Below are 14,983 nucleotides of genomic sequence, written 5' to 3' on the forward strand. Positions count from 1 at the left end.
TTATTGTGGGCAAAGACGCGGTGAGATACAACCGAACCGCCGCCATGTAGGGTCAATTCTTACTGTGACAACAGGAGTCAACCGTGGTGCCATTTTTTGATAAATCACAAACCGTCGATAAGGCAAGCGCGCTGCCTGGCCGCACCACGCCAATGCCTGTCGCAACGCTCAACGTGGTCACCGAACACTCGATGACCCAGGTGCCGGCCGGCATGGAGGTGGCGATCTTCGCCATGGGCTGTTTCTGGGGCGTTGAGCGCCTGTTCTGGCAGCAGCCGGGCGTCTACAGCACTGCCGCCGGCTACAGCGGCGGCTATACGCCGAACCCGACCTACCGCGAAGTGTGCAGCGGCCAGACCGGCCACGCCGAAGTGGTGCGCGTGGTGTTCGATCCGCAGGTCGTCAGCTACAAACAGCTGCTGCAGCTGTTCTGGGAAAATCACGATCCGGCGCAGGGCATGCGCCAGGGCGGCGACGTCGGCACGCAGTACCGCTCGGCGATCTATACGCTGAGCCCAGAGCAGCAGACCGAGGCGGAAAGCAGCCTGCAACGCTTCCAGCAGGCGATGGACGCGGCGGGCGATAAGCGCGCCATCACCACCGAGATCGCACCGGCGCAGCCGTTCTACTATGCGGAAGACGATCACCAGCAGTACCTGTTCAAAAACCCGGAAGGCTACTGCGGGCTGGGCGGCATCGGCGTTTGCCTGCCGCCGCAGGGCTGATTTGATGCCGGCCGGCGGCACTTTTTTAACCGCTGGCGGCCCCTGTGGGGCAACTGCTATACTATGCGGGCCGCTTCTGCGGCCCGATAGCTTCCCTTCTGGTTGTTATCGCTGCTTTTTTTACTATGTACTACCCTTCCTCAAGAGCGCCGGCATCCCGTCGGCACGTATGGATAGATTATGTTAAACAGTATTTTACTGATTCTTTTTCTGATCGCGGTGAGTGCGTTCTTCTCACTGTCGGAAATCTCTCTGGCCGCCTCGCGCAAGATCAAACTGAAGCTGATGGCTGACGAAGGTAACGTCAACGCCGCCAGAGTGCTCAAGCTGCAAGAAACCCCTGGCATCTTTTTCACCGTGGTGCAGATCGGCCTGAACGCCGTGGCCATCCTCGGCGGTATCGTCGGCGACGCGGCTTTCTCGCCCACTTTCAAGGTGTTGTTCGATCGTTTCCTGTCGCCCGAATTGGCGGAACAGGTCAGCTTCATCTGCTCTTTCGTGCTGGTGACCAGCCTGTTTATTCTGTTCGCCGATTTGACCCCGAAGCGCATCGGTATGATTGCACCAGAGACGGTCGCCGTCCGGATCATCAACCCGATGCGTTTCTCCATCATGATCTTCCGCCCGCTGGTGTGGTTCTTCAACGGCATGGCCAACCTGATCTTCCGTATGTTCAAGCTGCCGATGGTGCGTAAAGACGACATCACCTCCGATGACATCTATGCGGTGGTGGAAGCCGGCGCCCTGGCGGGCGTACTGCGCAAACAGGAGCACGAGCTGATTGAAAACGTGTTCGAACTGGAATCGCGCACCGTGCCGTCTTCGATGACCTCGCGCGAAAGCGTGGTGTACTTCGATCTGCGCGAAAGCGAAGAGAGCATCAAGGAGAAAGTCTCGACTCACCCGCACTCCAAGTTCCTGGTGTGCGACGGCCATATCGATCAGGTGGTCGGCTACGTCGATTCCAAAGACCTGCTGAACCGCGTGCTGGGCAACCAAAGCCTGGTGCTGAGCAGCGGCGTGCAGATCCGCTCGGCGCTGATCGTGCCGGATACGCTGACGCTGTCCGAAGCGCTGGAAAGCTTCAAAACCGCCGGCGAAGACTTCGCGGTGATCCTCAATGAATATGCGTTGGTGGTGGGCATCATCACCCTTAACGACGTGATGACCACGCTGATGGGCGATCTGGTCGGCCAGGGCCAGGAAGAGCAGATCGTGGCGCGCGACGAAAGTTCATGGCTGATTGAAGGCGGCACGCCGATCGACGACGTGATGCGCGTGCTGGACATCGACGAGTTCCCGCAGGCGGGCAACTACGAGACCATCGGCGGCTTTATGATGTATATGCTGCGCAAGATCCCGAAACGCACCGACTTCGTCAAATACGCCGGCTACAAGTTCGAAGTGGTGGATATCGACAGCTACAAGATAGACCAGCTGCTGGTCACCCGGCTGAGCGACAAGCCGGCGGCGGTGCTGCCGAAAGCGCCGGACGACACGCCTGCGGCCTGACGGCGGTAAGACAAAAACATCAGCGGCCCCATCGGGGCCGCATTTTTTTTACCGCTGTCAGCGAGGTGCTCACCCCATCTCGGTCTGCAACAGCAGCACCTGACGGTTCACTTCAGACATCACGCTGAAATGGCGCTTGTCGCGAATCTTCGGCGGCAGGATTTTCCCCTCGTCGAATTCAAATGCGCCCACGTCCTTGATATACAGCCTTCCGCGAAACAGGGTCTTAACGTACTTTGCCACTTTCAAAGGGTTATAACGCTGGAAGATTCTCATTCTTTTACGCTCCTCCCGTTGATCCATGCGCTCAGCGAGCCGCCAAAGGTGGCAGCCTCGAAATTCAGAACGCAACTTGATTGCATGTAGTAGACCCAGTAAAGACCAGAACGTTCACTTCTGCCCGGATATCTACGCTGGATTTACACTTTTTGACAGAATTGTATATGATAATTTATAACGTTTTCAGGATATCCCTTCAAAATCTGATGATTAGCGAACCAAGGGAAAATCTGCGATCCGGTTAACAGGACAGACCTCTTATCACATCCTATGCTTTAGGCTGTCGAAGTGCTGTCGCACAAATTCCCCCCATTACAAGGAGAAAGCATGAAAACAAGTCGCATGCTGATGGTATCCCTGCTGCTCGCCCCGCTTTTCGCTTCCGCGCACAACTTCCAGCTCCAGCAGCGCGTGGCGCCGGTCGGCGTCAGCGACAAAGGAGAGCTCAATTACGCTGACGGTAATTTTAGCTACCAGAACTGGAACAGCGCGCAGCTCAGTGGAAAAGTGCGAGTGATACAACATATTGCCGGCCGCAGCTCCGCCAAAGACATGAACGACCCACTGATTGAAGCGATTAAGAAGGCGAAGCTACCACACGATCGTTACCAAACGACGACAATCGTCAACACCGACGATGCCCTGATGGGCACCGCGATGTTCGTGCGCAGCAGCATTGAAGACAGCAAGAAGGAGTTCCCATGGTCGCAGTTTATCGTCGACAGCGACGGCAACGTGCGCAAAGCCTGGGATCTGCAGCCAAAAGGCTCCGCCATCGTGGTGCTGGATAAGCAAGGGCGCATCCAGTTCGCCAAAGACGGCGCGCTGACGCCGGAAGAGGTGCAGCAGGTGATGTCCAAGCTGCACCAGCTGTTGGCGAACTAACTCAGAACAGCGACACCCGGAAGCCGGGGTTGAGGAAAGATTCACGCGGGGTATAGAGCAATGGCTTACCCTGCCAATCGTGAATTTGCGCCCCGGCGGCCACCGCCACCGCATGCCCTGCGGCGGTATCCCAAATGTTGGTCGGCCCGAAGCGCGGATAGAGCTGCGCCTTGCCTTCCGCCACCAGACAGAACTTCAGCGAGGAACCGACGGACACGGTCTGGTGCTCGCCCAACTGCTGCAAATAATCTTTCAGTTCGTCATCGATATGCGAGCGGCTCACCACCACCAGCGGCGGATGCGCGTTGCTGACGCCGATCGCCTGCCGCACGCCCTTCTCTTCTTTCCAGGCCTTGCCGCGCTCCGCCAGATACAACACGTCGATCGCCGGGGCATACACCACACCCATCACCGCCTGCCCGTCTTCAATCAGGGCGATATTGACCGTGAACTCACCATTGCGATGTAAAAACTCTTTGGTGCCGTCCAACGGATCGACCAGCCAGTAGCGCGTCCAGCTGCGGCGCTCTTCCCACGCCGGCGGATCCTCTTCCGACAGCAGCGGCACCTCCGGCGTCAGGGCCGCCAGGCCGCGCTTGATGATGTGATGCGCCGCCAGATCGGCCGCCGTCACCGGTGAGTCATCTTTTTTCTGTGCGACATCAAGCGGTTGTTCGCCGTCGTACACCGCCATGATCGCCGCCCCCGCCTCGCGGGACAGTTGGCAAATTCGCTCTAACATCATGCACCTCAACTCCGCATCTCCGTGGGAAATTTCCCTCTGTCTCTGCTAGCAGACTAGTTTTTTTTACGCCGAATATCCATCTCAACCGCCTAAGCCTCGGGAATTCCTCATTTCTTGTTGGGCACAACTGTGAGCTTCCCCGCGTTACCCGCCGCCGTTTTCTGCCACACTTCACAGTTTACTGTGGCAAGCAGTGTTAATTACATTTCCCTCTGCGATAACACTCGAATAATGGAATGGAGAGAATCCCAAATGATGAAGCATCCACTGACGCTGTCCGCGCTTGCGCTGCTGGTGTGCGCCTCCGCGCAAGCGGCCACCGTCGATCTGCGCGTGCTGGAAACCACCGATCTGCACAGCAACATGATGGACTTCGATTACTACAAGGACACGCCGACCGACAAGTTCGGTCTGGTGCGCACCGCCAGCCTGATCCAACAGGCGCGCCAGCAGGCCGCCAACGCGGTGTTGGTGGACAACGGCGACATCATTCAGGGTAGCCCGCTCGGCGACTACATGGCGGCCAAGGGGCTGAAACCGGGCGACGTGCACCCGGTCTATAAGGCGATGAACACGCTGGACTACGTCGTCGGCAACATCGGCAACCACGAGTTCAACTATGGGCTGGACTACCTGAAGAACGCTATCGCGGGCGCCAAATTCCCGTATATCAACGCCAACGTCATCGACGCCAAAACGCAAAAACCGCTGTTCACGCCGTACATCATCGTCGATACGCCGGTGAAAGATCGCGACGGCAAGGCGCATACGCTGCGCATCGGCTACATCGGCTTCGTGCCGCCACAGATCCTGGTGTGGGACAAGGCCAACCTGCAGGGCAAGGTGACGGTGGACGACATCACCGCCACCGCCAAGCGCTACGTGCCGCAGATGCGTAAAGAGGGCGCCGATCTGGTGGTGGCGATCCCGCATTCCGGGCTGTCCAGCGAGCCTTACAAGACGATGGCGGAAAATTCGGTCTATTACCTCAGCCAGGTGCCCGGCATCGACGCCATCATGTTCGGCCACGCCCACGCGGTGTTCCCGAGCAAGGACTTCGCCAACATCAAAGGCGCGGATATCGACAAAGGCCTGCTGAACGGCGTACCGGCGGTGATGCCGGGCCAATGGGGCGACCACCTCGGCGTGGTCGATCTGCAGCTCAACAACGATGGCGGCAGTTGGAAAGTGACCGCCGCCAAAGCGGAAGCGCGGCCGATCTACGACAAAGAGAACAAGAAATCGCTGGCGGCGGAAGATGCCGCGCTGGTGAAGGTGTTGGCGGACGATCACAAAGGCACGCGCGAGTTCGTCAGCCAGCCGATCGGTAAATCCGACGGCAACATGTACAGCTACCTGGCGCTGGTGCAGGACGATCCGACGGTGCAGATCGTCAACAATGCGCAGAAGGCCTACGTCGAACATTACATCCAGGGCGACCCGGACCTGGCCGATCTGCCGGTGCTGTCGGCGGCGGCGCCGTTCAAGGTCGGCGGCCGCAAGAACGACCCCGCCAGCTTCGTCGAAGTGGAAAAAGGCCAGCTCACCTTCCGCAACGCCGCCGATCTCTATCTCTACCCCAATACGCTGGTGGTGGTGAAGGCCAGCGGCAAAGAGGTGAAAGAGTGGCTGGAGTGCTCCGCCGGCCAGTTCAACCAGATCGACGTCAACAGCGCCAAGCCGCAGGGCTTGATCAACTGGGACGGCTTCCGCACCTACAACTTCGACTTGATCGACGGCGTCAACTACCAGATCGACGTCAGCCAGCCGGCGCGCTACGACGGCGAATGCCAACTGATCAACGCTAAGGCGGAGCGCATCAAGCAGCTGACCTTCAACGGCAAGCCGATCGATCCGAACGCCACCTTCCTGGTTGCCACCAACAACTACCGCGCCTACGGCGGTAAGTTTGCCGGCACCGGCGACAAACATATCGCCTTCGCTTCGCCGGATGAAAACCGCTCGGTGCTGGCGGCCTACATCAGCGCCGAAACCCAGCGGCATGGCGCGGTACGCCCGCAGGCGGACAACAACTGGCGTTTGGCGAACTTCAGCAGCCAGCAGCCGCTGGATATCCGCTTCGAGACCTCGCCTTCGGACAAAGCGACAAGGTTTATCAAAGAGCACGCCCAATATCCGATGAGCGCCGCAGGCAGCGACAGCATCGGCTTCGCGGTTTATCGCATCGATTTAAGCGGTAAGTAACACGGTTTATGGCCGGCGCGCCCGGCCATTCATCGCCCGTCTGCGCGGCGCATAAAATAAGGGCGCCACGAAGGCGCCCAGAACAATCCTCGGTGGGATTACAGGATTTCCAGCAGCTCGACGTCGAACACCAGCGCGCTGAACGGCGGGATGGACGCGCCTGCGCCACGCTCACCGTAGGCCAGGTTGTGCGGGATATACAGCTGCCATTTGGAGCCGACCGGCATCAGGGTTAGCGCTTCGATCCAGCCTGGGATCACGCCGCTGACCGGGAATTCTGCCGGCTGGCCGCGCTCAACCGAGCTGTCGAACACGTCGCCGTTGATCAGACGGCCGGTGTAGTGCACACGCACGCGATCCTGACGGGACGGAATTGGGCCGTTGCCCTGCTCCAGTACGGAGAACTGCAGGCCAGACTCGGTCAGCGTCACGTCGTCGCGCTTGGCGTTGTCGTCCAGGAATTTCTGGCCTTCAACCGCCATCGCCTGCTGGCGCTCGCGGCGCACCGCGTCCGCACGCTCGTGGATTTCACGCAGCGCGCGGTGCACCACGTCTACCGGAACCGCCGGGGCATTCCCTTCCAGCGCGTCACGCAAACCCGCCAGCAAAGCTTCCGGTTGCAAACCTTCCAGCCCGGACTCTTGCAGCTGCTGGCCGACCTGTAAACCAATCCCGTAACTTGCTTGCGCTTCAACGCTGTCAAAAGAAGGGGTTGTCATGGGGTTTTCCTTAAGTCTGTAAAAAGTCGAAAGCGCAGCATAACAGCGCGTCAATGCCGGGTAAAATCTTGTGTGGAGAATGATGACTTTTGTCGTAGAAAAAGAAACAATAACCTTCTGTTAACGCCCGCAGCCGCAAACCCCGGCTCTGCCGCTCAGCCGCCTTTCACTTCAATCAGTTAGCGGACTATACTGAAAGCAGGATATCGGGCAGGCGACGCGTTTGCCGCGCCGCACTGATTATTACGCCGTCGAAGAGAGGTCACCATGGGCAGAATCGCGCCCAGGAGAAGGAAAACCACCCGCATCTACCAGCCGCTGCTGCGCACCTGGCTGAACATCAGCCAGCGCCTGAAACCGGGCGCCGCACCCACGGCTGAAGGCGCGGAACCGCCATCGGAGCCGCCGTCGGCCAACGACAAAATGCAGCGGGTCAAAGCGCTGCTGATTAAAGTCTGGCATCTGCCGGACGGTTTCCATTGGATGGAACCGCTGCCCTACTTTCATCGCCGCTGGGTGCTGATCTTCGGCATCATTCTGCTGCTGGCGTTGCTGTGGCCCTACTCGCCCGAAAGACAGCCGTTCCCGGTCTCTCAGCAGGAAACCAGCGTGCCGCTGCAGGCCGAGCTGCAAAACGGCGGTAGCGCCGCCACGCCTGCCAACGAACCGACGCCGGCGGGCAACTGGCAGCGTTATCAGATCCAGCCCGGCCAGACCCTGGCCCAACTGTTTCGCGACAACAATCTGCCGGTGAATGAAGTGTTCGCCATGGCACAGGTGGAAGGCGGCGACAAGCCGCTGAGCAACATGAAAGCCGGCCAGGAAGTGCGCATCGAACGCGACGCCAACGGTGTGATTAGCGCGCTGTCGGTCACCACGGCAGACAACAGCCAGGCGCTGTTCCGCCGCCAGGCCGACGGCAGCTACCGCCGGGAACGCTAATCTCTACAGCTGCGCCAGCAGAAACTCGCGCAGCACCACGCCCTGATTGTGCTCGGTATCTTTGCTGCCATACAGCAGCGTCAGCGTTTGCCCCTGCCGTAACAGCGCCACCAGCGGCTGCCAGGCGTCGTTGGCCGCCAGCTGTTGGCGATAGCGCGTCTCAAAGGCTTCCCACTGGTCGGTATGCTGATGGAACCACTTGCGCAGCTCGTCATCCGGCGCCACCTGTTTCAACCACTGCACGCCCGTCAACCGCTCTTTGCTGATGCCGCGCGGCCATAGCCGGTCTATCAGATAACAGTGTTCCGGCGCCGGCGCGCTGAAATCGTAAACCCGCTGTAGCGTAATCGTTGCCATCGCACGCTCTCCTTTTCATCCCGTCTTCAAGCGTAGCGCGTTTTGCCGGGCGCAGAAAAGCAAAACGCCAGCGCGAGGCTGGCGTTTTAACCGGTTAACAGCAGCGTAAATTACGCTTCTGCAACCACAACTACATTCAGCTGTGCGAACACGTCGCTGTGTACCTGGAAGTGCACTTCGTGCTCGCCAGTGGTACGCAGAACGCCGTTCGGCAGACGAACTTCGCTCTTGGCAACTTCAACGCCTGCCGCAGTCACTGCGTCAGCGATGTCGCGGGTGCCGATAGAGCCGAACAGTTTACCTTCGTCGCCAGATTTGGAAGCGATGGTGACTGAACCCAGTTCGTTGATCTTGGTTGCGCGAGCTTCAGCAGCAGCCAGAACGTCAGCCAGTTTGGCTTCCAGTTCAGCACGGCGTGCTTCGAAGAACTCAACGTTTTTCTTGGTAGCAGGAACAGCTTTGCCCTGTGGTACCAGGAAGTTACGAGCGTAGCCCGCTTTAACGTTAACTTGATCACCCAGGCTGCCCAGGTTTGCTACTTTATCAAGCAGAATAACTTGCATTACCTTATCCTCTCAAAGTCGTTAATGGACAGTGGCCGATTACTGATGACGATCAGTGTACGGCAACAAAGACAGGTAGCGCGCGCGCTTGATAGCACGGGCCAGCTGGCGCTGATATTTTGCACGAGTACCGGTGATACGGCTCGGTACAATTTTACCACTTTCGGTGATGTAGTTTTTCAGCGTAGCGATGTCTTTATAGTCAATCTCTTGAACGCCTTCCGCGGTGAAACGGCAGAACTTGCGACGACGGAAATAACGTGCCATTTGGCTAGTCTCCAGAATCTATCAATTCAATCTGCTCGGCATGCAGAACCAATTTGCTCAGCCCGTTGCGCCCTTGATGGCAGCTTACAAAGCCTTGCACGGTAATCTGACTGCCGACCGTTAATCTTTGAGTTAGTGCTTGTGACTGTTGTCCGCTGACAACCACGGGCATTCGGCACCATGCTTGTCTGCTGAATCCGGCTTCCGTCTGCTGCGAACGGTGCTCTAGCACAAATTGGCAGTGCGGTATCCCGGAAGGACTCACTTTTCGAACCGGCGCCTTGCACACAGTGCCCGACAAAACCAGACGATTAGCCGTCACGGCGGCAATTACTCTTCAGAATCCCCAGCATCTGCATCATCTGCGGTTTCGTTAGCGAAATCTTCGCGGCGATCGCCACGACGTTCGTCTTTCGCTTTAACCATCGGAGATGCTTCGGTTACCGCGTGCTTAACGCGCATAACCATGCTGCGGATAACGGCGTCGTTGAAGCGGAAGTTAGTTTCCAGCTCATCGATCGCTTCCTGCGGCGCTTCAACGTTCAGCAGAACGTAGTGAGCTTTGTGCAGTTTGTTGATCGGATAAGCCAGCTGACGGCGGCCCCAGTCTTCCAGACGGTGAATCTGACCTTGCGCGTTAGTGATGGTAGCACTGTAACGCTCGATCATGCCCGGAACCTGTTCGCTTTGGTCAGGATGGACCATAAAAACGATTTCGTAATGACGCATCGAATTGCTCCTTACGGATTATTCAGCCTCCTGTCAGGGTCAACCGCGGCCCATGGAAGCAAGGAACGTGTTTAGTGTGCGGCTGAAAAATGACGCGTAATCATACTGACGCAGGGCGGGAAACTCAAGGACTGCGTGGGTTTTATTCGCGTTAATGCGAGGCGCTATGGGAAATAGCACGATTTGCTCGTGAGTGAACCTATGTACACCGATCCATCAGTTTCAAAAATCTTTCAATGAAATCAGCGTTGAGTCACAAATCTATTTCATTTTTTTTGAAAGACGCCTTCAAAACACCCCGCTTTTTAATCGCCGGCAACGGACTAAAATTAACCATATCCGCCGCAGACAGCGCGACGAAAAAGATCCCAGGTTATTCAATGCAGATAAATGACTTTTTGCCGCAGCGACACTCGCTGTCAGGCCGTAACGGCAAAAAGTAAGAGAGGCACTATGAAACGCATTATTCTCGCGACGGCGCTGGCCGCCCTGTTCTCCGCCAATGTGATGGCCGCGACGGAGATCACCTCGCACCAGGCCGATCAACGCCAAAGCGTCGGCTTCGTCACCCTGAACCAGAATGTGGTTTCGCCGGACGACGCCAGCAGCCAGGTCAGTAAAATCGCCGACCAACGCGGCGCAAGCTCTTATCGCATCATCGCCCTGCACGAACCGGGCGACAACAGCACGATGCACGTCAGCGCCGAGCTGTACCGCTAAAGAGACGCGCCACGCCAGGGAAATCCCAGGGCTTCATCAGAAAGCCCGTTCAGTCCGCACCGGAGCGCCGCCCGTTGGGCGCTCCGCTTCCCCCGCCAATCAGAGCTTGAGCAACGCCGGCGCGTTGAGCGCCTTGCCCGGATTGTGCAACTGCAACGCCATCCGCAGATAGTGGGTGCGCATTTGCAGCAGATCGGCACTTTCCGCCAGGGTCGCCCGCTGTTCGAACGAGAGTGCTCCCGGAGCCGTAGTGTGAGTGGCCGCCGCTTTCGGCGCGAAAGAGAACAGTGCCGTCATGTTTTGCACCGTATGCGCGGTAATGCGCGACAGCGGATGCACCTTGCCGTCGGCTGCCTCCAGCATCTCGCTGAAGGCCGCTGAGTTAAGCTCGGCGCGCGCTTTCATCGTTCCCATCAAACTGCGATCGGCGTCGGCCGTCTTGCTGATACCCTTTATCATGCCCTGCTCCTTGCTGCCCCAGAAAGAATTCACGCTGACATTCTCCCCTTCATTCGGCCAAACGATGGCCGAAACAGCAGGCACAGAGCGCTGCAATTCCATGCATCGTGCCCGGCGGCGCATCACAGCTCGCGGCGGAAAAAGTCGGCCGTGGCGGACAGCGCCAACGGCGTGATGCGGTGCTTCACCCCCGGCTCGACGAGCGACGTCAAACGGCCATCCGCGCCTTGCCGCCGCAGTTCGGCCGCCAAACGCAGGCTGTCCGCCGCCGGCACCACGTCGTCCGTCTCGCCGTGCCACAGCAACAACGGCCGCCCGGCTATCGTCTCCAAACGCCCTTCCAGCTCATATTCCGCCAGCACGGCGGTGCGCGCGGCAAACGCCGCCGGCGAGAGCGCCTCGCCCTCTTCGCTCAACGGCGGATACAGCGTTTGCGCCAGTGAACGGTAATAGCCGGAGCCCATCAGGCTGGCGGCCGCCCGGATCCACGGGAAGCGCGCGAAGGCGCCAAGCGCGGTCATGCCGCCCATTGAGGCGCCGGCAACGCCGATGCGTCCGTCGGCAATCAGGCCAAGCCGCTCAAAATGTGCCTTGATCTGCGGCAGCTCGTCGATATTGCTGCGCAGGATCTCCCAGAACGCCGCCAGGCGCCGCGTCTCATCGCCGTCGAACCGCTCGCCGTGCCGATCGGCATCCGGCAGCACCGCCCGAAAACCGGCGCGCGCCAGCGCATAGGCGAAGTAGGCGTACACCTCTTTCGACGAGGTATAGCCATGGCAGAAGAACACCGTCGGCAGCGGCCGATGATACTGCCCCGCCGGCACCGCATGGATCACCGCAATATCGCCCGCCCGCTCGTCATGAATTTCGATCATCCGTTCATCCTCAACTCACCTGTTGGCATTCATCATGACAAACTTGCGCCAGCCAGCGTTAGCTCAATCTGTTCCAGCTTATATTGCGTTACACTGAAGCCATCGCACCGGCTCTTTCGAGGTTCCCATGACGTTTGTCCGCACACTCATCGCCCTGACGCTGGCCGCACAGCTTTCCGCCTGCGGCATCATGACCACCACGCCGAAACCGCCGCCGCCGCCCACCACGCAGGCGCAGGAGATCGTTCGCGCGCAGACCGCCGAGCTGGTGAAAATCGGCACCGTCACCGCCGTGGTACGCGGCAGCCCGATGGACGTGGAAGCGGAGATCCAGCGCAAGGCCACCGCCGCCGGCGCCCGTTATTATGTGATCATCATGAACAGCGAAACCGTCGTGCCGGGCCAATGGTATTCCCAGGCGATCCTGTATCGCTAAGGCGGGGATTTTTTAAGCAGATTTACACTGGCTTTGCACAGGCTGAAGCAGGGTGTTGCACACTGAGGGACAGCATGCCGCATGTTGCGGGTGCGATTCAGGATCTGACGAAGGGGAACGCCATGAAACGCTCCACCGCACTCACCTCCCTCTTGCTTTCCATGGGGTTGCTCAGCACCGGCGCACAGTCCGCCGAGCTGGCGCCCGCCGATCGCGTGACGCCGCTCAGTGAAATCGCCGAGATCACCTTCAGCGATCTGCCCGGCTCGCCGCAGGAAGCGGAACTGGCCATCGCCCGCACTGCCGGCCAACACGGCGCCAGCTATTACCGCATCCTGCGGATGGAAGAGCAGGCGCACCCGCTTGGCTGGCGCGCCTCGGCCATCTTATACCTTTAGTAGCTCATGCAAGCCGCATTCAACACGCCGCCGCTAACGGAGACGCCCCCCAGGAAAATCCCGGCGGCCAGGTGATTCGCTTCGATCTTTTCGCTGATGCGCGGCATGTAGATCTTCACGGCCGCGAACAGCAGCAGTTGCACCACCAGCGCCACCACACCCCACAGCAGGTAATCCAGCAGGCTGATCGAGTTAATCGCCGCGCTGGCCAGCGGGATCACATACCCCAGGCAAGCGCCGATAAAGGCAAAGGCGGCGGATTGATTATCGGCCTTGATCAACGCCCATTCGTCGTGCGGGGTGATGCGGGTATAGACGAACAGAAACACCAAAATCATGGCGAAGCCGCTGAAGAAGTAAGAGGCGAACGCCGCCAACGCGCTGAGAATATCCATGTGCATTTTCCTGTCAGAGTGAGGCTGAATTAAAAAGGTTTTCGCCGCCGCGCGCCACCCTTTTCCCTAACCGCCGATGGCGCGGTTCAGCAGCAGTTCGCACACCTCGGCCGACAGCAGGCTCTCGCCGCGGTGATCCAGCGTCAGGTGGCACCAGGCGTCGGCTATCTGCGGGCTGGCGTGCTGCAGCAGCTGCGCGGCGCAGCACAGGTCGAACAGCTGCTGGGTCAGCAGCCGCCCCATCTCTTCACGCGGTTGCCGGGCGCGCTGCTGCCACTGCCGCCAGGCGTGATCGAACAACCGATTCTGGCCGCGCACCGGCTGCAGCTCGAACTGCAACATCTCGAGCGCGCCCGGCAGTTTATGCAGACTGCGCAACACGTCCAGACACATGATGTTGCCGGAGCCCTCCCAGATGCTGTTCACCGGCATTTCACGGTACAGGCGCGGCAGCTCGCTCTCCTCGCAGTAACCGATGCCGCCCAGCACCTCCATCGCCTCGGCGATGAACGGCATGCCCTGACGGCAAATGCTGTATTTGGCCGCCGGGGTCAGCAGCCGGCTGTAGATCAGTTCGCCTTCATTGCTGCGGCTCTCCCAGGCGCGGGCCAGCCGGAACAGCAACGCGGTATGCCCTTCCAGCCGCAGCGCCATGCGCGCCAAGACCTGGCGCATTAGCGGTTGTTCTATCAACAACTTGCCGAACGCCTGCCGCTGCAGCGCATGATACAGCGCCACCGACAGCCCGCGGCGCATCAGGCCGTGGCTGCCCAGCGAGCAGTCGAAACGGGTCAGGCCGCCCATCTTCAGGATATGCCGCACCCCGTCGCCCTCATCGCCCAGCAGCCAGGCCGTGGCGTCCTGAAACTCCACCTCGCTGCTGGCGTTGGAGCGGTTGCCCAGCTTGTCTTTCAACCGCTCAAGGCGAATGGCGTTGCGGCTGCCGTCCGGCAAAATGCGCGGCAGGAAGAAGCAGGACAGCCCGCCTTCGGCCTGCGCCAGCACCAGGTGCGCATCGCTCTGCGGCACCGAGAAGAACCACTTGTGCCCCACCAGCCGGTAGGCTTCGCCCGGCCCGCGCGCGCCGAGCGGCGTGGCGGTGGTGGTATTGCTCAAGACATCGGAGCCGCCCTGCTTCTCCGTCATGCCCATGCCGATCAGCAGGCCGCGCTTTTGCCCGCCCGGCAGCAGGTGAGCGTCATAACGATCCGACAGCAACGGCGTCAGCCAGGAGCGAAACTCGGCCGGTAACGCCTGCTGCAGCAGCGGTGTGGCGCCGAAGGTCATGGTCACCGGGCACAGCGTGCCGGCCTCGACCTGCGCATGCAGCATAAAGCGCGCGGCGCGCGCCACGAAGGAACCGATGCGCGCATCCTCCTGCCAGGGCAGGTTGTGCACCCGGTTGGCGATCAGCCCCTGCATCAGGATATGCCAGGCCGGGTGAAAGCGGACGTCGTCCAGTCGCTGGCCGGTGGCGTCGTAGCGCAGCAGCTCCGGCGGGTTGGCGTTGGCCAGCCGTCCCAGCTCCAGCGACTCCTGCGTGCCGAGCTGCTGGCCCAGCGAAGCCAATACCTCGGCGTCCCAACCGCCTTGCTCGCGCTGCAACGCTTCACGCAGCGGCGTATCGGAGAGAAACAGGTTGCTGTTGCCCAGCGGCTTGGGTTGGTTAAAAACGGTGTGCGTAGTCCAGACCATGAGAGTGCTCCCTGAAAAAAGCGTCAGGAGTAAGTATGGTCGGCGCAGGGATTTCTGCCGCAGGCGGGATCACAAGA

At 59.7% G+C, this 14,983-nt stretch carries 20 protein-coding genes; 8 read left to right on the forward strand and 12 right to left on the reverse strand.

Features of this window, described 5'->3' with window-relative positions; translation table 11 throughout:
* Positions 1–83: 83 nt before the first annotated feature.
* Together msrA and ACJ8QF_RS20340 are read left to right on the forward strand one after the other, a co-directional pair.
* Positions 84–725 (forward strand): peptide-methionine (S)-S-oxide reductase MsrA, encoded by a 642-nt coding sequence (gene msrA / locus ACJ8QF_RS20335; protein ID WP_165491264.1) that lies wholly within the window; start codon positions 84–86, stop codon positions 723–725.
* 180 nt (positions 726–905) lie between these two features.
* Positions 906–2,237, forward strand: coding sequence for a hemolysin family protein (locus ACJ8QF_RS20340; protein WP_004933603.1), 1,332 nt, complete (start codon positions 906–908; stop codon positions 2,235–2,237).
* 69 nt (positions 2,238–2,306) lie between these two features.
* Here the strand turns inward: ACJ8QF_RS20340 and ACJ8QF_RS20345 are convergent, their stop codons facing one another.
* Positions 2,307–2,513 (reverse strand): DUF1107 domain-containing protein, encoded by a 207-nt coding sequence (locus ACJ8QF_RS20345; protein ID WP_004933604.1) that lies wholly within the window; start codon positions 2,511–2,513, stop codon positions 2,307–2,309.
* Between the two features lie 330 nt (positions 2,514–2,843).
* On the opposite strand from ACJ8QF_RS20345, the gene ACJ8QF_RS20350 reads away from it, so the two are divergent.
* A complete protein-coding gene (locus tag ACJ8QF_RS20350) occupies positions 2,844–3,401 on the forward strand; it encodes a YtfJ family protein (protein ID WP_025159587.1) in 558 nt (185 codons plus the stop codon).
* A gap of 1 nt (position 3,402) precedes the next feature.
* On the opposite strand, the gene cysQ is transcribed toward ACJ8QF_RS20350, so the two are convergent.
* Positions 3,403–4,143, reverse strand: a complete 741-nt coding sequence (cysQ, locus tag ACJ8QF_RS20355) for a 3'(2'),5'-bisphosphate nucleotidase CysQ (protein WP_004933611.1) — start codon at positions 4,141–4,143, stop codon at positions 3,403–3,405.
* A gap of 255 nt (positions 4,144–4,398) precedes the next feature.
* Here cysQ and ACJ8QF_RS20360 point away from each other — a divergent pair, with 255 nt between their 5' ends.
* Positions 4,399–6,351, forward strand: a complete 1,953-nt coding sequence (locus ACJ8QF_RS20360) for a bifunctional 2',3'-cyclic-nucleotide 2'-phosphodiesterase/3'-nucleotidase (RefSeq protein WP_442537802.1) — start codon at positions 4,399–4,401, stop codon at positions 6,349–6,351.
* 98 nt (positions 6,352–6,449) lie between these two features.
* Here the strand turns inward: ACJ8QF_RS20360 and fklB are convergent, their stop codons facing one another.
* Complete coding sequence (gene fklB / locus ACJ8QF_RS20365; protein WP_004933618.1) at positions 6,450–7,070, reverse strand: FKBP-type peptidyl-prolyl cis-trans isomerase; 621 nt, start codon at positions 7,068–7,070, stop codon at positions 6,450–6,452.
* A 267-nt stretch (positions 7,071–7,337) separates the two neighbouring features.
* On the opposite strand from fklB, the gene ACJ8QF_RS20370 reads away from it, so the two are divergent.
* On the forward strand, positions 7,338–8,012 hold the full coding sequence (locus ACJ8QF_RS20370) for an OapA family protein (protein WP_016929348.1): 675 nt from the start codon (positions 7,338–7,340) through the stop codon (positions 8,010–8,012).
* Positions 8,013–8,015: 3 nt separating this feature from the next.
* On the opposite strand, the gene ACJ8QF_RS20375 is transcribed toward ACJ8QF_RS20370, so the two are convergent.
* From ACJ8QF_RS20375 to rpsF, 5 genes are all read right to left on the reverse strand, one after another.
* Positions 8,016–8,369 (reverse strand): DUF488 domain-containing protein, encoded by a 354-nt coding sequence (locus ACJ8QF_RS20375; RefSeq protein WP_015376398.1) that lies wholly within the window; start codon positions 8,367–8,369, stop codon positions 8,016–8,018.
* A gap of 110 nt (positions 8,370–8,479) precedes the next feature.
* Complete coding sequence (gene rplI / locus ACJ8QF_RS20380) at positions 8,480–8,932, reverse strand: 50S ribosomal protein L9 (RefSeq protein WP_004933629.1); 453 nt, start codon at positions 8,930–8,932, stop codon at positions 8,480–8,482.
* Between the two features lie 39 nt (positions 8,933–8,971).
* On the reverse strand, positions 8,972–9,199 hold the full coding sequence (rpsR, locus tag ACJ8QF_RS20385; RefSeq protein ID WP_000135199.1) for a 30S ribosomal protein S18: 228 nt from the start codon (positions 9,197–9,199) through the stop codon (positions 8,972–8,974).
* A 4-nt stretch (positions 9,200–9,203) separates the two neighbouring features.
* Complete coding sequence (gene priB, locus ACJ8QF_RS20390; RefSeq protein ID WP_004933632.1) at positions 9,204–9,521, reverse strand: primosomal replication protein N; 318 nt, start codon at positions 9,519–9,521, stop codon at positions 9,204–9,206.
* Positions 9,522–9,529: 8 nt separating this feature from the next.
* A complete protein-coding gene (gene rpsF / locus ACJ8QF_RS20395) occupies positions 9,530–9,928 on the reverse strand; it encodes a 30S ribosomal protein S6 (RefSeq protein WP_004933634.1) in 399 nt (132 codons plus the stop codon).
* Positions 9,929–10,381: 453 nt separating this feature from the next.
* On the opposite strand from rpsF, the gene ACJ8QF_RS20400 reads away from it, so the two are divergent.
* Entirely contained in the window at positions 10,382–10,648 is a 267-nt protein-coding gene (locus ACJ8QF_RS20400) for a DUF1471 domain-containing protein (RefSeq protein ID WP_004933636.1), read from the forward strand.
* Positions 10,649–10,747: 99 nt separating this feature from the next.
* Here ACJ8QF_RS20400 and ACJ8QF_RS20405 read toward each other — a convergent pair whose 3' ends face one another.
* Together ACJ8QF_RS20405 and yjfP are read right to left on the reverse strand one after the other, a co-directional pair.
* Positions 10,748–11,107, reverse strand: coding sequence for a hypothetical protein (locus ACJ8QF_RS20405; protein WP_166730519.1), 360 nt, complete (start codon positions 11,105–11,107; stop codon positions 10,748–10,750).
* 122 nt (positions 11,108–11,229) lie between these two features.
* On the reverse strand, positions 11,230–11,982 hold the full coding sequence (gene yjfP / locus ACJ8QF_RS20410; RefSeq protein WP_412089097.1) for an esterase: 753 nt from the start codon (positions 11,980–11,982) through the stop codon (positions 11,230–11,232).
* 127 nt (positions 11,983–12,109) lie between these two features.
* Between yjfP and bsmA the strand changes: the two genes are divergently transcribed.
* Together bsmA and ACJ8QF_RS20420 are read left to right on the forward strand one after the other, a co-directional pair.
* The gene (bsmA, locus tag ACJ8QF_RS20415; RefSeq protein ID WP_004933642.1) at positions 12,110–12,418 is read left to right on the forward strand and encodes a biofilm peroxide resistance protein BsmA; all 309 of its coding nucleotides are present in this window, start codon (positions 12,110–12,112) and stop codon (positions 12,416–12,418) included.
* Positions 12,419–12,540: 122 nt separating this feature from the next.
* Positions 12,541–12,816, forward strand: a complete 276-nt coding sequence (locus ACJ8QF_RS20420) for a DUF1471 domain-containing protein (RefSeq protein ID WP_033633541.1) — start codon at positions 12,541–12,543, stop codon at positions 12,814–12,816.
* Here the strand turns inward: ACJ8QF_RS20420 and ACJ8QF_RS20425 are convergent.
* Both ACJ8QF_RS20425 and ACJ8QF_RS20430 read right to left on the reverse strand, forming a co-directional pair.
* Positions 12,813–13,211, reverse strand: a complete 399-nt coding sequence (locus tag ACJ8QF_RS20425) for a DUF350 domain-containing protein (protein WP_016929354.1) — start codon at positions 13,209–13,211, stop codon at positions 12,813–12,815. The two genes, ACJ8QF_RS20420 and ACJ8QF_RS20425, sit on opposite strands and share 4 nt — an antisense overlap.
* A 66-nt stretch (positions 13,212–13,277) precedes the next feature.
* Positions 13,278–14,906 carry an isovaleryl-CoA dehydrogenase gene (locus ACJ8QF_RS20430; RefSeq protein WP_021504938.1) on the reverse strand — a complete coding sequence of 543 codons (1,629 nt, stop codon included), beginning with the start codon at positions 14,904–14,906 and terminating at the stop codon, positions 13,278–13,280.
* Positions 14,907–14,983 lie beyond the last annotated feature (77 nt).

Source organism: Serratia sp. CY81684, assembly GCF_052166595.1.
In the GTDB taxonomy this organism is placed as follows: domain Bacteria; phylum Pseudomonadota; class Gammaproteobacteria; order Enterobacterales; family Enterobacteriaceae; genus Serratia; species Serratia nematodiphila.

Coding starts and splice junctions, on each gene's coding strand:
- ACJ8QF_RS20340 (WP_004933603.1), top strand. CDS start 906: ATGTTAAACAGTATTTTACTGATTCTTTTTCTGATCGCGGTGAGTGCG.
- ACJ8QF_RS20345 (WP_004933604.1), bottom strand. CDS start 2,513: ATGAGAATCTTCCAGCGTTATAACCCTTTGAAAGTGGCAAAGTACGTT.
- ACJ8QF_RS20350 (WP_025159587.1), top strand. CDS start 2,844: ATGAAAACAAGTCGCATGCTGATGGTATCCCTGCTGCTCGCCCCGCTT.
- cysQ (WP_004933611.1), bottom strand. CDS start 4,143: ATGTTAGAGCGAATTTGCCAACTGTCCCGCGAGGCGGGGGCGGCGATC.
- ACJ8QF_RS20360 (WP_442537802.1), top strand. CDS start 4,399: ATGATGAAGCATCCACTGACGCTGTCCGCGCTTGCGCTGCTGGTGTGC.
- fklB (WP_004933618.1), bottom strand. CDS start 7,070: ATGACAACCCCTTCTTTTGACAGCGTTGAAGCGCAAGCAAGTTACGGG.
- ACJ8QF_RS20370 (WP_016929348.1), top strand. CDS start 7,338: ATGGGCAGAATCGCGCCCAGGAGAAGGAAAACCACCCGCATCTACCAG.
- ACJ8QF_RS20375 (WP_015376398.1), bottom strand. CDS start 8,369: ATGGCAACGATTACGCTACAGCGGGTTTACGATTTCAGCGCGCCGGCG.
- rplI (WP_004933629.1), bottom strand. CDS start 8,932: ATGCAAGTTATTCTGCTTGATAAAGTAGCAAACCTGGGCAGCCTGGGT.
- rpsR (WP_000135199.1), bottom strand. CDS start 9,199: ATGGCACGTTATTTCCGTCGTCGCAAGTTCTGCCGTTTCACCGCGGAA.
- rpsF (WP_004933634.1), bottom strand. CDS start 9,928: ATGCGTCATTACGAAATCGTTTTTATGGTCCATCCTGACCAAAGCGAA.
- ACJ8QF_RS20400 (WP_004933636.1), top strand. CDS start 10,382: ATGAAACGCATTATTCTCGCGACGGCGCTGGCCGCCCTGTTCTCCGCC.
- ACJ8QF_RS20405 (WP_166730519.1), bottom strand. CDS start 11,107: ATGATAAAGGGTATCAGCAAGACGGCCGACGCCGATCGCAGTTTGATG.
- yjfP (WP_412089097.1), bottom strand. CDS start 11,982: ATGATCGAAATTCATGACGAGCGGGCGGGCGATATTGCGGTGATCCAT.
- bsmA (WP_004933642.1), top strand. CDS start 12,110: ATGACGTTTGTCCGCACACTCATCGCCCTGACGCTGGCCGCACAGCTT.
- ACJ8QF_RS20420 (WP_033633541.1), top strand. CDS start 12,541: ATGAAACGCTCCACCGCACTCACCTCCCTCTTGCTTTCCATGGGGTTG.
- ACJ8QF_RS20425 (WP_016929354.1), bottom strand. CDS start 13,211: ATGGATATTCTCAGCGCGTTGGCGGCGTTCGCCTCTTACTTCTTCAGC.
- ACJ8QF_RS20430 (WP_021504938.1), bottom strand. CDS start 14,906: ATGGTCTGGACTACGCACACCGTTTTTAACCAACCCAAGCCGCTGGGC.